General features: G+C 69.1%; 10 protein-coding genes. 3 read left to right on the top strand and 7 right to left on the bottom strand.

The window, feature by feature from the left end:
• The first annotated feature begins 36 nt into the window (after window positions 1-36).
• The 3 genes from O2L01_RS09755 to O2L01_RS09745 all read left to right on the top strand — a co-directional run bounded on the left by O2L01_RS09755 (window position 37) and on the right by O2L01_RS09745 (window position 3,232).
• Window positions 37-885: a polyphosphate polymerase domain-containing protein gene (locus O2L01_RS09755; RefSeq protein ID WP_270121728.1), complete on the top strand. Its 849-nt coding sequence runs from the start codon at window positions 37-39 to the stop codon at window positions 883-885.
• A 20-nt stretch (window positions 886-905) separates the two neighbouring features.
• Window positions 906-1,604, top strand: coding sequence for a DUF4956 domain-containing protein (locus tag O2L01_RS09750; protein WP_270121727.1), 699 nt, complete (start codon window positions 906-908; stop codon window positions 1,602-1,604).
• Between the two features lie 68 nt (window positions 1,605-1,672).
• Complete coding sequence (locus tag O2L01_RS09745; protein ID WP_270121726.1) at window positions 1,673-3,232, top strand: CotH kinase family protein; 1,560 nt, start codon at window positions 1,673-1,675, stop codon at window positions 3,230-3,232.
• Window positions 3,233-3,288: 56 nt separating this feature from the next.
• Here the strand turns inward: O2L01_RS09745 and mgtE are convergent, their stop codons facing one another.
• The 7 genes from mgtE to O2L01_RS09710 form a co-directional block, all read right to left on the bottom strand.
• On the bottom strand, window positions 3,289-4,635 hold the full coding sequence (gene mgtE, locus O2L01_RS09740; protein WP_270121725.1) for a magnesium transporter: 1,347 nt from the start codon (window positions 4,633-4,635) through the stop codon (window positions 3,289-3,291).
• A 447-nt stretch (window positions 4,636-5,082) separates the two neighbouring features.
• On the bottom strand, window positions 5,083-6,231 hold the full coding sequence (locus O2L01_RS09735; protein ID WP_270121724.1) for an RNA-guided endonuclease InsQ/TnpB family protein: 1,149 nt from the start codon (window positions 6,229-6,231) through the stop codon (window positions 5,083-5,085).
• Window positions 6,232-6,360: 129 nt separating this feature from the next.
• Window positions 6,361-7,848: an Asp-tRNA(Asn)/Glu-tRNA(Gln) amidotransferase subunit GatB gene (gatB, locus tag O2L01_RS09730; protein WP_270121723.1), complete on the bottom strand. Its 1,488-nt coding sequence runs from the start codon at window positions 7,846-7,848 to the stop codon at window positions 6,361-6,363.
• 4 nt (window positions 7,849-7,852) lie between these two features.
• Window positions 7,853-9,385 carry an Asp-tRNA(Asn)/Glu-tRNA(Gln) amidotransferase subunit GatA gene (gene gatA / locus O2L01_RS09725; RefSeq protein ID WP_270121722.1) on the bottom strand — a complete coding sequence of 511 codons (1,533 nt, stop codon included), beginning with the start codon at window positions 9,383-9,385 and terminating at the stop codon, window positions 7,853-7,855.
• Window positions 9,386-9,388: 3 nt separating this feature from the next.
• The gene (gene gatC / locus O2L01_RS09720) at window positions 9,389-9,688 is read right to left on the bottom strand and encodes an Asp-tRNA(Asn)/Glu-tRNA(Gln) amidotransferase subunit GatC (protein WP_270121721.1); all 300 of its coding nucleotides are present in this window, start codon (window positions 9,686-9,688) and stop codon (window positions 9,389-9,391) included.
• Between the two features lie 389 nt (window positions 9,689-10,077).
• Complete coding sequence (locus O2L01_RS09715; RefSeq protein WP_270121720.1) at window positions 10,078-11,922, bottom strand: ABC transporter ATP-binding protein; 1,845 nt, start codon at window positions 11,920-11,922, stop codon at window positions 10,078-10,080.
• Window positions 11,922-13,676 carry an ABC transporter ATP-binding protein gene (locus tag O2L01_RS09710; RefSeq protein WP_270121719.1) on the bottom strand — a complete coding sequence of 585 codons (1,755 nt, stop codon included), beginning with the start codon at window positions 13,674-13,676 and terminating at the stop codon, window positions 11,922-11,924. Before O2L01_RS09710 ends, O2L01_RS09715 begins: the two co-directional genes overlap by 1 nt.
• Between the last annotated feature and the right edge of the window lie 32 nt (window positions 13,677-13,708).

Here is a 13,708-nt window from a genome sequence, read left to right as displayed (position 1 = left end):
TTTGACTCATCGCGTTCCCAACGACAAGGAGCGCCGATGAGCGACACGGGCATCCCGCCTGACACCGATGGCCAGCTGCGCCGCACCGCGAGCGCGCTGCACTCGTTCAACCGGTTCGAGATCAAGTACCTCCTCTCCTACGAGGAGGTGCCGCGGCTGCGCGAGGAGCTGGCCGCGCGCATGGAGGCCGACCCGTTCACCACGCGCGGCGGGTACCCGGTGTGCAGCCTGTACTACGACTCGACCTCGCTGCGGTACTACTGGGAGAAGATCGAGGGCCTGCGGTTCCGCCGCAAGCTCCGGGTGCGCGCCTACGGCGAGCGCCACGAGCTCCACGACGACACGCCGGTGTTCATCGAGATCAAGCAGCGCGTCAACCGGGTCACCCAGAAGCGGCGCGTCAAGGTCCCGTACCTCTTGGCGCGCAAGCTCTGCGATGAGGCCACACTCATCGACCACGAGCCCGAGCAGCGGCCGTTCCTCGAGGAGGTCATGGGCCTGGTCGACGGGCACGGGCTGCGGCCCACCGCGATCACCGCCTACAACCGCGAGGCCTACCTCGGTTCGGACGCCGACCTCGGACTGCGCGTCACCATCGACCACCGGGTGCGCGGCCGCGACCGCGACCTCCACCTCGGCGCGGAGGTCGAGAACCGGCTCATCATCCCGCCGCACAAGGCGGTCGTCGAGGTCAAGGCCAACGAGCGGGTCCCGTACTGGGTCACCGACACGGCCGCGCGCCTCGGCATGTCCGTCGTGCGGATCTCCAAGTACTGCCAGAGCATCGAGGCGCACGGCCTAGCCCCGCGCTCGGTGTTCCACGTGCCCGTCGAGGACGACTACCTCGTCCGCGCGGAGCCGCAGCCCGCCACCGCCTCCGTCTGACCCATCCCAAGAAAGCAGCCATGGACTTCCTGACGAACTTCAACGACCTCTCGGCCGAGTTCAGCGTGGCGGACATCGCCATCTCGCTGACCCTGTCGTTCCTGCTGAGCTGTGTGATCGGCATCGTCTACCGCCACACGCACCAGAACGTCTCGTACAGCCAGTCGTACGTGCAGACCCTCATCATCATGGGCGTGGTCATCAGCGTGATCATGCTGATCGTCGGCTCGAACGTGGCGCGCGCCTTCGCGCTCGTCGGCGCCCTCTCGATCATCCGGTTCCGCAACGCCCTCAAGGAGACCCGCGACGTCGGGTACATCTTCCTGGTCATGGGCGTGGGCATGGCCTGCGGCACCCGCTTCTACCTGCTGGCGATCATCGCCACGGTCGTCGTCTGCCTCGTGCTGCTCATCATGCACCGCTTCAACTGGTTCGCCCACAACGTGCAGCGCCAGGTCGTGAAGGTCCACGTGCCGGCCGTCGTGGACGGCACCGACGAGGACTACGCCGACCGCATCGACGACGTGCTCATCCGCAACACCGACGAGTTCGAGCAGGTCAGCATGGAGACGATCCGCGGCGGCGCGCTCATCGAGATGACGTACACGGTGCGCCTCAAGAAGGGCAAGAGCCCGTCCGGCCTGCTCGGCGAGTTGCGCGACGTGACCTCGGGCCAGCAGGTGACCGTCCTGACCGGTTACGACCAGACGGACCTGTAGCCATGGCGGCCAAGAGACCACGGCGCAGCCTGCGGAGCCGTGCACGGGCACTGCGCCACCGGATACCGGTGAGCCTCCGGCATCACTGGAAGCTCATCGCGGGCTCGGTCGGGCTCATCGCGGTGCTCACCCTGGCGGTCGGGACCGTGCGGGCGACCGCGCTGGTCTACTCGGAGGCCAACGAGGGATTCGTGGTCACCAACGACATCCAGGGCACCGTCGACCTGTTCGACACGGGCGTCGCGCACGAGATCGCCCTCTCCTACAGCGACGCGGACTTCGAGGAGATGAAGGCGACCTTCGAGGACACCGGCGAGAAGGAGTGGATCAAGGCCGACATCACCATCGACGGCGTCACCATCGCCGACGTGGGGATCCGCCTCAAGGGCAACTCGACGCTCTCGGCGCTCGGCGGGGGGATGTCCATGGGCGGCAACGGCGAGCAGTTCCCCGGCGGCGGGCTGCCCGAAGGCATCGAACTCCCTGAGGGGATGGAGCTCCCGGAAGACATGGGTGCGGTGCCTCCGGACGGCGTGCAGATGCCCGGCATGGGCGGCGGCTCCGGCTCGTCGGTCAGCTTCGACGCCCCCGAGGGCCTGCCGTGGCTCATCGACTTCTCGAAGTACGTCGACGGCCAGGTCTACCAGGGCAACCGGCAGATCAGCCTCCGCGTCGAGTCGGCGATGGGCGGCAGCGGCTCGACCCTCAACGAGGCCGTCGCGCTGGAACTCATCGAGGCCGGCGGCGAGGCGAGCTACGACTGGAACTACGCCACGGTCTCGGTCAACGGCTCCGAGGGCGTCACCCGCCGGTTCGTGGACATCATGGACGTGACCTGGGCTGAAAGCGAGTACGGCGAGAACGCCGGCGTGCTCTACAAGGCCCTCTCGACCGGTTCGTTCGAGTACCAGGGCGAGGACCCCGACGAGTACGAGGACGACTTCAAGCAGATCACGATGGAGGGCTCGGCGGACATGCAGCCGCTGGTGGACTTCCTGGAGTGGCTGAGCGAGGCCGACGACGCGACCTTCGACGCCGAGCTCGGCGACTGGGTCGACATCGAGTCCTTCGCGAACTACACGGCACTGCAGAACCTCCTGACGAACGGCGACGACATGGCCGGCCCGGGGAAGAACTGCTACCTCTGGTACGACTACGAGACGGGCCTCATCAGCGTCGTGACCTGGGACGTCGACCTGACGCTCCAGACCGCCGACCTCGCTCCGGACGAGACCGCCTCGATCGGCGGCGGCATGGGCGGCGGCTTCCCGGGCCAGGACCAGGCCGCCGAGGGGACGGACGAGACCGCGACCGGCGAGCAGCCGCAGGGCCGGACGCCCGGCGGCGGCGAGATGCCCGAGGGCATGGAAGAAGCGCCGGGAGGCATGGGCGGCAACGAACTCAAGGAACGGTTCCTCGCCTCCGAGGCCTTCCAGGACGAGTACCTGGCGGCGTACGACGAGCTGTACGACTCGCTGTTCGCCTCAGGCGCCGCCCTCGAAGCGGTCGACACCGCGCAGGCCGCGGCCGAGCTGAACGGCGCCGATGTCGCCGACGCGGCCGAGACCCTGAAGGCGACGATCCAGCAGCGCACCGAGTTCCTGGCGACGGCACTCGCCGCGGAGTAGCCACGGCACGCCGAAGGCCCGGAAGCGGCACGGCTTCCGGGCCTTCGCGCTGCGTCTCAGCCGGTGAGGGCGGGCCCGAGGACCAGGGCCGCGATCGAGAAGTAGATGAGCAGGCCGGTGGCGTCGCACAACGTCGAGACCATCGGCGCGGAGACGAGGGCCGGGTCGATGCCGACCTTCTTGGCGACCAGCGGCAGCAGCGAGCCGACGAAGGTCGACCAGGTGCAGATCACCAGGAGCGTCACCGCGATGATGAGCCCGATGTCGGGTCCGTAGACGAGGGCGACGATGGGTCCGCCGACGAGGGCGAGCATCGCACCGAGCAGGAAGCCCACCCGCGATTCGCGCCAAGTGATTTTGAAGGCGTCGGAGAAGCGGACTTCGCCGACGGCCATGGCGCGGATGATCGTGACCGACGCCTGCGAGCCCGAGTTGCCGCCCGTGCCGGTCAGCAGGGACACGAACACCGCGAGGACGGTGACGTTCGCGAGGTAGGACTCGTAGTAGTTGAGCACGGTGACGGTGAGCGAGGCGGAGACGGCGAGGATGAGCAGCCATACGGCACGGCTGCGCGCCAGCATGAACACGCCCGCCGAGAGGTAGGGGCGCTCCAGCGGTTCGGCCGCACCGGCGCGGGCGGCGTCCTCGGTGTCCTCGGCTTCCAGGACCTCCATGGCGTCGTCCCAGGTGATGAGGCCGACGAGCCGGTCCTCGTGGTCGACGACGGAGAGGGCGTTGAGGTTGGCCTCCTGGATGAGGCGGGCCGCGTGCTCCTGGTCGGTGTCCGTGGAGACCTGGTAGTGCTCGTCGGCGATGAGGTGGTTGACGAGCGTGTCCGGATCGGCGCTCACGAGATCGGCGAGGGTGACGGTGCCCAGGAGCTTGCGGTGGCCGTCGGTCACGGGCAGCACGTCGAGGTGGCGGGGGCGTTCGCGCAGGTGGCGGATGCGCTCGATCGCGGCGGCGGCGGTCATCGAGGCGCGCAGCGACACGAAGTCGGGGGTCATGATGCGCCCGGCGGACTCGGGGTCGTACCCGAGCAGCTGGGCGGTGGTGCGCCGGTCGGCGGCGTTGAGCTGGGACTGGAAGCGGGTGGCGACCTTGGCCGGCATCTCGTCGAAGAGCTTGGCCCGGTCGTCGGCCTCCATGGAGTCGAGCAGTTCGCGGACGGTGTCGGTCTTGAGCCCGTCGATGAGTTCCTGCTGGTGGACGGTGTCGAGCTCTTCGAAGACGGCGAGCGCGCGGTCTTTCGGGAGGAGCCGGAAGCGCAGGGCCTGCTCGGCCAGGTCCATGCGGGGCAGCTCTTCGGCGAGAACGACGGTCGAGGTGTCGGCGAGTTCCAGGCGGAGCGCCGCGAGCTCGTCAACCGCCGCGGGCGAAATGGGCTGAATGACCTGAGCCATGGCAGCCACCTCCTAACACGAGGAAAGGGCCGTGCCCTAAAGCCCGCGTGGAAGTGCAGGTCAGCCCGTCCGCTCCAATGTAAGAGGACGCGGGGCACGGTAAAAGGAAAATGGGAAGAACGCGTCGGTATCTCGACTAGATCCGGGGTCATCGCCCATGGTCTCCACCTCCTCCGGCCGCAATGAAGCTGACGCGGTCAAGGGTAGCAATCCTCTGTGAACAACATCGCTCTCTGGGGTGCCCAAAGACTCGCGGCTCACACCAGGACTGAACGGACATTGGCATCCCCTTCGCCGCGAACGGCTCAGGTTTCCGACTCGCGGTCCGCTATAGCGGCCGGCTACGGACGGGTTCCTGTTTCGACGGGCCGCGCCAGGTCTTCCCTGGTCTTACCGGCCCTCCACAGGCGTTTCACGTCTCCCAGTGCCCCCGGGCGACAACTTCGATCAGGGCAGCGTCGCAGCTGCGAGCCGCTGGCCCTCACGACGAATGTTGATCTCTGCATTCGCGTCGCGATCGTGAGTCGCGCCGCACTCGCAAGCCCACGCCCGGATTCCCAGGTCTGACAGACCGGCCGGACCGGTCAGCGCCCCGCATGCCGAGCACATCTGCGTGGAAGGGAAGAATCGATCCACACGCACGAAGTTCCGCCCAGCACGGGCGGCCTTCGACTCGAGCTTCGACAAGAACGAGCTCCATGCGGCGTCATGCACGGACTTCGCGGCCCTGCCACGCAAGAGGCCCTTCACGCACAGGTCTTCGACAAAGAGGGCTTGGTTCTCGCCCACCAGAGTCATTACCTGCTTGTGCAGCCAGTCCTCGCGCATATTCCGGGTCCGCTCATGAATCTTCGCGACCTTGACCCGGGCCTTCGCCCTGTTTGCTGATCCTTTGCGCTTCCGCGACAACTGCCGCTGTGCCTTCTGAAGTTGCCGCTCCATCCGCTTAAAGAACCGGGGGTTCTCGATCACCTTCCCACCCCGAACCACCGCGAAGTCTTTGAGTCCCAGGTCGATTCCAGTCTCGGCCTCGGGACCAGCGATAGGCTCCAGCCGCTGGGCATCGTCTTCGAGAGCGATCACGAAACTGGCGAAGTACTTTCCGGTCGAGGTCTTGATGATCGTCACTGAAGTCGGTTCGGCGGCCAAACCTCGGGACCACGCCACCCTGAGGTCTCCGATTTTCGCAAGGTACAGACGCCCGTTCGCCCTCAGCGAGAAGCCGTTTCGAGTGAATCGGGCCGCCTGCCGATTCGAGCGGAGCTTGAATTTGGGCGGCCCGGCCTTCGCCCCGACCCGCTTGCCTTTCAGCGAGTCGAAGAAGTTTCGGTAAGCCGCATGGCAGTCCCGCAAGGCCTGCTGCAGCGGCACCGTCGATACCTCGGCAAGCCAGGCACGTTCCGGGGTGCGCTTTGCCGCCGTGATCAACAGCTTGTCCAACTGCGCAGTAGACGGGAACGGCAATCCTTCAGCGTATGCGCGCCGGCGGGCAGCGACAGCATCGTTGAATACGGTCCGCACACACCCGAACGTCCGCGCGAGCGCTGAGCGCTGCGGCGCGGTCGGATAGACCCGATATGTGTAACGAAGCTGCACGATCGAAACCATAAGCCACGAGTACGACAATCCAGTTATCTACATTCCCGTTATGTGGGACTCCGAACAGGCATGTCGAAGCGAGAGGGCCGGGCGGCTGACGCCACCCGGCCCTCTGCTCGTATCGGTCTAGCTCAGCTTGTCCAGGATGATCTGGCGGACGGTGCCGGCGTCGGCCTGGCCCTTGGTGGCCTTCATGACCGCGCCGATGAGCACGCCGGCGGCGGCGTGCGTGCCGCCGCGGATCTTGTCGGCGACGGCGGGGTTGGCGGCGATGGCCTCGTCGACGGCGGCTTCGAGCGCGCCCGTGTCGGAGACGACCTCGAGGCCGCGCTTGGCGGCGACGTCGGCCGGGTCGCCTTCACCGGCGAGCACGCCGTCGATGACCTGGCGGGCGAGCTTGTCGTTGAGGCGGCCGTCGTCGACCATGCCCTGGAGTTCGGCGACCTGCTTGGGCGTGATCGCGAGCGCGGCGAGTTCCTCGCCGGACTCGTTGGCGCGGCGGGAGAGCTCGCCGAGCCACCACTTGACCGCGCCGGACGGGCTGGTGCCCGCGTCGACGGTGGCCTGGATGAGCTCGACGGCGTCGGCGTTGACGACCGACTGCATCTCCTTGTCCCCCAGGGCCCATTCGGCCTGGAGGCGTTCGCGGCGCTTGCGCGGCAGCTCGGGGAGGCCGGCGCGCAGCTCCTCGACCCATTCGCGGGAGGGCTCCATGACGGCGAGGTCGGGCTCGGGGAAGTACCGGTAGTCGGTGGCCTCCTCTTTGGAGCGTCCGGCGCGGGTCTCGCCGGTAGTCTCCTGGAAGTGGCGGGTCTCCTGGAAGATCCGCTCGCCGGCGTCGAGGAGCGCGGACTGGCGGCGCACCTCGTAGCGGACGGCGCGTTCGACCGAGCGCAGGGAGTTGACGTTCTTCGTCTCGGTGCGGGTGCCCCACTCCTCGCCGGGCAGGTTGAGCGAGAGGTTGACGTCGCAGCGCAGCGACCCCTGCTCCATGCGCACGTCGGAGACGCCGAGGGAGCGGACGATGTCGCGCAGTTCGGCGGTGTAGGCGCGGGCGACCTCGGGGGCGAGGGCGCCGGTGCCCGGGACGGGCCTGGTCACGATCTCCACGAGCGGGATGCCGGCCCGGTTGTAGTCCACGAGCGATTCGGTGGCGCCGTGGATGCGGCCGGTGGCGCCGCCGACGTGGAGCGTCTTGCCGGTGTCCTCTTCGAGGTGGACCCGCTCGATCTCGATCCGGTACTCCTTGCCGTCCACGACCACGTCGACGTAGCCGTTCTCGCAGAGCGGCTCCTCGTACTGGCTGGTCTGGAAGTTCTTCGGCATGTCCGGGTAGAAGTAGTTCTTCCGGGCGAAGCGGGTCCACTCGGCGATGTGGCAGTTGAGGGCCAGGCCGATCTTGATGGTCGCCTCGATCGCGGCCTTGTTGGCGACCGGGAGGGCGCCGGGCAGGGCCAGGCACACCGGGCAGGTCTGCGTGTTGGGCTCGGCGCCGAAGACGGTGGAGCAGCCGCAGAACATCTTGGTGTGCGTGTCGAGTTCGATGTGCGTCTCGAGGCCGAGGACGGGCTCGTAGGTCTCGACGGCCTTGTCGTAGTCGTTCAGCTTCGTCATGGCGCTACTTCCCCTTCTCGTCGAACGCAGTGAGACGTAGATTTGCGGAGATCTCGGGCGCGGTGTCGGCGAGCAGGGTGTCCTGGGTGGACTCCAGGGCGGCCGCGACGCGGTAGGTGATGTCGTCGCCCATGACCGGGCCCATGACCTGCAGGCCGACCGGCATGCCCTCGGAGAGGCCGACCGGGACGGAGACGCCGGGGCCGCCGTAGAGGTTGGTCGGGATCGTGTACAGGTCGGCGAGGTACATCTGGTACGGGTCGCCGGTGCGCTCGCCGAACTTGAAGGCGATGAACGGCGTGGTCGGGCTGATGATCGCGTCGACCTGCTCGAAGGCCTTCTCGAAGTCCTGCTTGATGAGGGTCCGCACGAGCTGGGCCTTGCCGTAGAACGCGTCCACGTACCCGGCGCTGAGCGCGTAGGTGCCGAGGATGATGCGGCGCTTGACCTCCGGGCCGAAGCCGGCCTCGCGGGTGAGGCTCATGACCTCTTCGAGCGAGTGCTGCCCGTCGTCCCCGGCGCGCAGGCCGTAGCGGACGCCGTCGTAGCGGGCCAGGTTCGAGGAGGCCTCGGACGGCGCGATCAGGTAGTAGGTGGGCAGCGCGTAGGTGAAGGACGGGCAGGAGACCTCGACGATTTCGGCCCCGAGCTTCACGAGCTGCTCGACGCCCGCGCGGTAGGCCTCGACCACACCGGGCTCGGCCTTGTCGTAGCTCGACTCGAACTCCTTGACGACGCCGAGCTTGAGGCCCGAGAGGTCGCCGTTCGCGCCGGTCTTCGCGGCCTCGACCACGGGCGGGACGGGCGCGTCGATCGCGGTGGAGTCGCGCGGGTCGTACCCGGAGATGACCTCGTGCAGCAGCGCGCCGTCGAGGGCGTTGCGGGACACGGGACCCGGGGTGTCCAGCGAGGACGAGAAGGCGATGAGGCCGTAGCGGGAGTTGGAGCCGTACGTGGGCTTCGCGCCGAACGTGCCGGTCACCGCGCCGGGCTGGCGGATCGAGCCGCCCGTGTCCGTGCCGATCGCGAGCGGCGCCATCTTCGCGGCCACCGCGGCGGCCGAGCCGCCGCCGGAGCCGCCGGGGATGCGGCCGGTGTCCCACGGGTTCACGGTCTTGAAGAACGCCGAGTACTCGGTGGAGGAGCCCATCGCGAACTCGTCCATGTTCGTCTTGCCGAGGATCGGCATCTTGGCGGCCTTGATGCGCTCGGTGATCGTCGCGTCGTACGGCGGGATCCAGCCTTCGAGGATCTTGGAGGCGGCGGTGGTCGGCAGGCCCTTGGTGACCACGACGTCCTTGACGGCGATCGGGACGCCGGCGAGCGGGCCGAGGTCCTGACCGGCGGCGACGGCGGCGTCGACCTCGGCCGCGGTGGCGAGCGCGCCCTCCCGGTCGACGTGCAGGAAGGCCTTGACGGTGCCGTCGACGGCCGCGATGCGGTCGAGGAACGCGGTGGTGACCTCGACTGAGGTGAGGCGGCCCTCGCGGATGTCCGCGGCCAGTTCGGCGGCGGTCCGGTCGATGATGCGGCTCATGGGCTAGGCCTCCTCGTCCAGGATGCGCGGGACGCGGAAGCGGTCCTCGGCGGTGTCGGGGCCGCCGGCGAGGACGTCCTCGCGGGGCAGGGAGGGCTGGGGCTGGTCTTCCCGGAAGACGTTCACGAGCGGCACCGCGTGCGAGGTCGGCTGGACGCCGTCCGTGTTCACTTCGGCGAGCGTCTTCATCGATTCGAGGATGACGTCGAGCTGGCCGGCGAAGGCGTCGAGCTCGTCATCGGTGACTTCGAGGCGGGCCAGCCGCGCGAGGTGCGCGACTTCCTCGCGTGAAATCGTACTCACGACAGGTGTTTCCTAACGGTTACTAGCTGCGGGAAGACCAGTCGAGTCTAGGCCGTGCACGACCGGGGCCAAAGGCGGGCACCGCCCGGAGTGGCGGGCCGGGCACCGCCGCGGGCGGAGTGCCGGTCGGGCGGGAGTGCTGGCGGTTGCCTTGTGGTGTGACGCACGGATCGCGAAAATCGATCGACACGGATCGAGTGACCTGGATACGACCCCCTAGCCACTGGACATGTGACGTGATACTCTTTCGTCACTGGTTCGGAACGGGTTTCCTGGTTTCCTTTCTGTTTCCTTGCTAAGAACGAGTCGGTGGGTGTTCCGACTTGTGGTGGTGTTCTCGAGCCAGTACAGGCCCCGGGCTGAGCCCGGGGCCTGGTTCTTTGTTTGGGCTACAACGTATTCGCGCTCGAAGCCAATGCGCCCGACTGCTCGTTCTCGGTAGCGTCGACGTCCCCGTGCTCAGCAGATTCACGGCTCGCACGCTCGCCGTGCCAGGCTCGCCAGAGCGCGGCGTAATGGCCGTCGAGTGCGATCAACTCGTCGTGGCTCCCCAATTCGGCGACCCGCCCGTCCTCGACCACCGCGATGCGATCCGCGTCGTGCGCGGTGTGCAGCCGGTGCGCGATCGCGATCACGGTGCGCCCCTCCAGAACGGCCGCGAGCGCCCGCTCGGTGTCGCGCGCCGCGCGCGGGTCGAGCATCGCGGTCGCCTCGTCGAGGATCACCACATCGGGGTCGGCCAGGATGATCCGCGCGAGCGCGATCTGCTGCGCGCTCGCCGCGTCCAGCTCCCGGTTCTTGCCGCCGAGCGGCGTGTCGAGTCCCTCGGGCAGGTCGAACGCCCAGTCCGCGCCGACGGCCGCCAGCGCTTCGTTCAGCTCCTCGTCCGCGGCCTCGGCCTTGGCGAGGATCAGGTTGTCCCGCAACGAGGCCGTGAAGACGTGGTGCTCCTGGGTGACCAGGGTGACGCGCTTGCGGCGCTCGTCGAGCGGCAGCGCGGCGACGTCCACGCCGCCGATCGCGGCGCGGCCCTCGCGGGGCACGTCCGATCCGGAGATGAGGCGCGCGAGCGTGGATTTGCCTGCGCCAGAGGGACCTACGACGGCGAGGCGCTGCCCGGCGGGGACGCTGAGCGTCACGCCGTGGAGCACATCGCGCGGACTCGTCGGGTACGCGTACCGGACCTCGGTGAGGTCCACGGTGCCGTCCTTCGGACGCTCGGTCGTGGCGTCCGCTTCGGCGTCCTCGGCTTCGGCGACGCCCTCGATGCGGGACATGGCCGCGAAACCGCGCTGGACCTTCTCGACCCACATGAGGATGTGGTCGATCGGGAACATGATCTGGCGGGTGAGGACCGCGCACGAGGCGACGGTGCCGAGGGTGACCGCGCCGTCGAAGTAGAACGCGCCGCCCACGAGCAGCACGGCCGCCGTGGGCAGGGCGTACGCGCCGTCGAGGAACGGGAAGTAGACGCTGCGCAGGAACAGCGTGTAGCGGGCGGCCTTCCAGTGCTTGGCGACCGTCGCGTCCCCGGCGGCGTCGCGCTGGTCGCGCAGCCGGTAGGCCTCGGTCGTGCGGGCGCCGTCCGCGGAGGCGCCAATCGTGTCGCCGATGGTCGACTCGGCCTCACGCTCGGCCAGGTAGCCCTTGCGGCCGCGCTTCAGGTACCAGCGGGTGCCCACGACCAGGGGCGGGACGACGACGAGCATGCACAGGCCCAGCAGCGGGCTGGCGATGAGCATGGCGGCGAAGAAGACCAGGACCTTGAGCATCGAGACGGTCACCTGCGGGAGGCCGTCGCGGAACAGCACCCCGGCCTCGGGCACGTCGGCCGAGGAACGGGTCATGAGGTCGCCGGAGCCGGCCTGCTCGACCACGGGCATCGGCAGACGCAGGGCGCGCTCGACGAACTGGACGCGCATCCGCGCCGAGAGCCGCTCGCCGAGGCGGTAGGACACGAACGTGCCCGCCCAGGTGAAGACCACGACCGCGACGATCGCGGCGACGATCCCGAGCGCGAGCTTGTCGATCTGGCCCATGCCCGAGCCGGCGGACAGCTCGTCGAGCATGTCCCCCAACAGGATCGGCGCCACGGCGGCGGCGACGGCGGCGACGAGGTGGAGGCCCACCGCCGCGACCGCGCGGCGCTTCTCGGAGGCGAGGAGCCGGAAGAACGCGCGGCGCACGGTCCGGGTGTCGGCGATCGGCAGCTGGTTCGTCCTCTTGTCGGTCATCAGGACTCTCCCCGGGTCACGAGTGCGCGGTAGTCGGCGTGCGCGGCGATCAGCTCGCGGTGCGTGCCGTGGGCGACGACCTTGCCGCCCTGGACGAACGCGACCTTGTCGGCGCGGCCGAGCCACAGCGGCGAGGTGGTGGCGATGGCGGTGGCGCGGCCGCCGCGGGTCTCGGCGAGGCGGTCGACGATGCGGGCCTCGGTGTGGGAGTCGACCGCGGAGGTCGGCTCGTGCAGGAGCAGGGCCTCGGGGTCGGCGGCGATCGCGCGGGCGAGGCGCAGCCGCTGGCGCTGGCCCCCGGAGAGGGTGCGGGCCTGGTTGTCGACCTCGGTGTCGAGGCCGTCGGGCAGGGCCTCGATGACGTCGTGCGCCGAGGCGGCCTCGATCGCGGCCTCCACGCGGTCGCGCCCGTCGCGGGCGGCGACGGCCGCGGCGACCGTGCCGGCGAAGAGGTAGGCGTCGTGGTCGGCGACGAGCACGCGGCGGCGCAGCTCGTCCCGGTCCAGTTGCGCCACAGGGACAGTGCCGAACCGCGCCTCGGACTCGGTGAACCCGCCGAGCCGGTCGAAGACCTCGGCGACCTGCTCGGAGTCGGAGGAGGCGACGGCGAGGAGCTCGCCGCCCGCGACCGTGAGCCCGGACTCGGGGTCGTGGAGCTCGGCGCCTTCGCGCGGGCCGGGCATGATCTCGCCGGAGACCTCGCGTTCGGGGGTGCTGAGCAGTTCGCAGACCTTGCCGGCGGCGACGCGGCCTTCGATGATGCGGTAGGTGCAGCCGATGAGCCAGTGCACGGGCAGCAGCATCGCGCTCGTGTACCCGAACGCGGCGACCATCTGGCCCGGCGTCAGGTCCCCGGCCGCGACCTGGCGGGCGGCGATCCAGATGACGACGCCGAGGAGGATCGCGGGCGTGCCCTCGCCGAGGGAGTTGAGCCAGGCGGTGGGCCCGGCGACCTTGTACCCGGCGGAGCGCAGCGCGTCCGAGTCGCGGCGGTAGGAGGCGTTGAAGCGGGCCTCGCCGCCGATGCCGCGCAGCACGCGCAGGCCGGAGACGATGTCCGAGGCGCGCTCGGTGATGTCGCCGACGCGTTCGCGGTACTGCTCCTGGCGGTTCTGGAGGCGGGTGAGCAGCGGGCCGGTGATGAGGCCGACGACGAACACGCCGATGAAGATGGTGAGGCCCAAGGCGACCGAGGTGTTGAACAGGAGCACGCCCACGGCGATGAGGCCGGTGAGGCAGCCCGCGGTGGGGGCGAGCGAGTCGATCGCCCACGAGATCCGGTTGATGTCCGTGGCGCCGACGCTCACGACCTCGCCGGTGGTGAGCTTCTTGCGCAGGTCGTCGCCGAGCCGGTTCACTTTGCGGGTGGCGAGCTGCAGGACGCGGTAGGAGGCGTCCGCGCGCCAGAACACGGTGAGGCGGTGCGACCAGACGATCATCGCGGCGGTAACGAGCCCGGCGAGGACCATGCCGAGCGACCAGAACGTGAGCGCGCCCCAGTCCCGTTCGCGCAGACCGTGGTCGACGGCGCCGGTGAGGAAGAACGGCAGCACCGGGAGCGCGCCGAGCGCGATCCCGGAGGTGATGAGCGCGGAGAGCATGAGGCCTTTGCGGCGCCCGGCGAGCCACACGAGGAGGCGCCAGGGCTCTGTCGGCGGCTGCTTCGCGGACGCGACGGACGACGGGTCGCCCCTGGTCCCTTCGGGGAGCAGCGGATCGTCGAGCGGCAGCACGGGGGCGCGGAGGAACCTCACTAGCCGAGCGTAAAGGGAGGGTGCGACACCCG

It is taken from the genome of Glycomyces lechevalierae (genome assembly GCF_027622945.1).
Taxonomy (GTDB): domain Bacteria; phylum Actinomycetota; class Actinomycetes; order Mycobacteriales; family Micromonosporaceae; genus Glycomyces; species Glycomyces rutgersensis.
Note: the sequence above shows the minus strand (reverse complement) of the source record. Positions and strands in the feature narration are given on the sequence as shown.

Coding starts and splice junctions, on each gene's coding strand:
- O2L01_RS09715 (WP_270121720.1), bottom strand. CDS start 11,922: ATGACCGACAAGAGGACGAACCAGCTGCCGATCGCCGACACCCGGACC.
- mgtE (WP_270121725.1), bottom strand. CDS start 4,635: ATGGCTCAGGTCATTCAGCCCATTTCGCCCGCGGCGGTTGACGAGCTC.
- O2L01_RS09755 (WP_270121728.1), top strand. CDS start 37: ATGAGCGACACGGGCATCCCGCCTGACACCGATGGCCAGCTGCGCCGC.
- gatB (WP_270121723.1), bottom strand. CDS start 7,848: ATGACGAAGCTGAACGACTACGACAAGGCCGTCGAGACCTACGAGCCC.
- O2L01_RS09750 (WP_270121727.1), top strand. CDS start 906: ATGGACTTCCTGACGAACTTCAACGACCTCTCGGCCGAGTTCAGCGTG.
- gatA (WP_270121722.1), bottom strand. CDS start 9,385: ATGAGCCGCATCATCGACCGGACCGCCGCCGAACTGGCCGCGGACATC.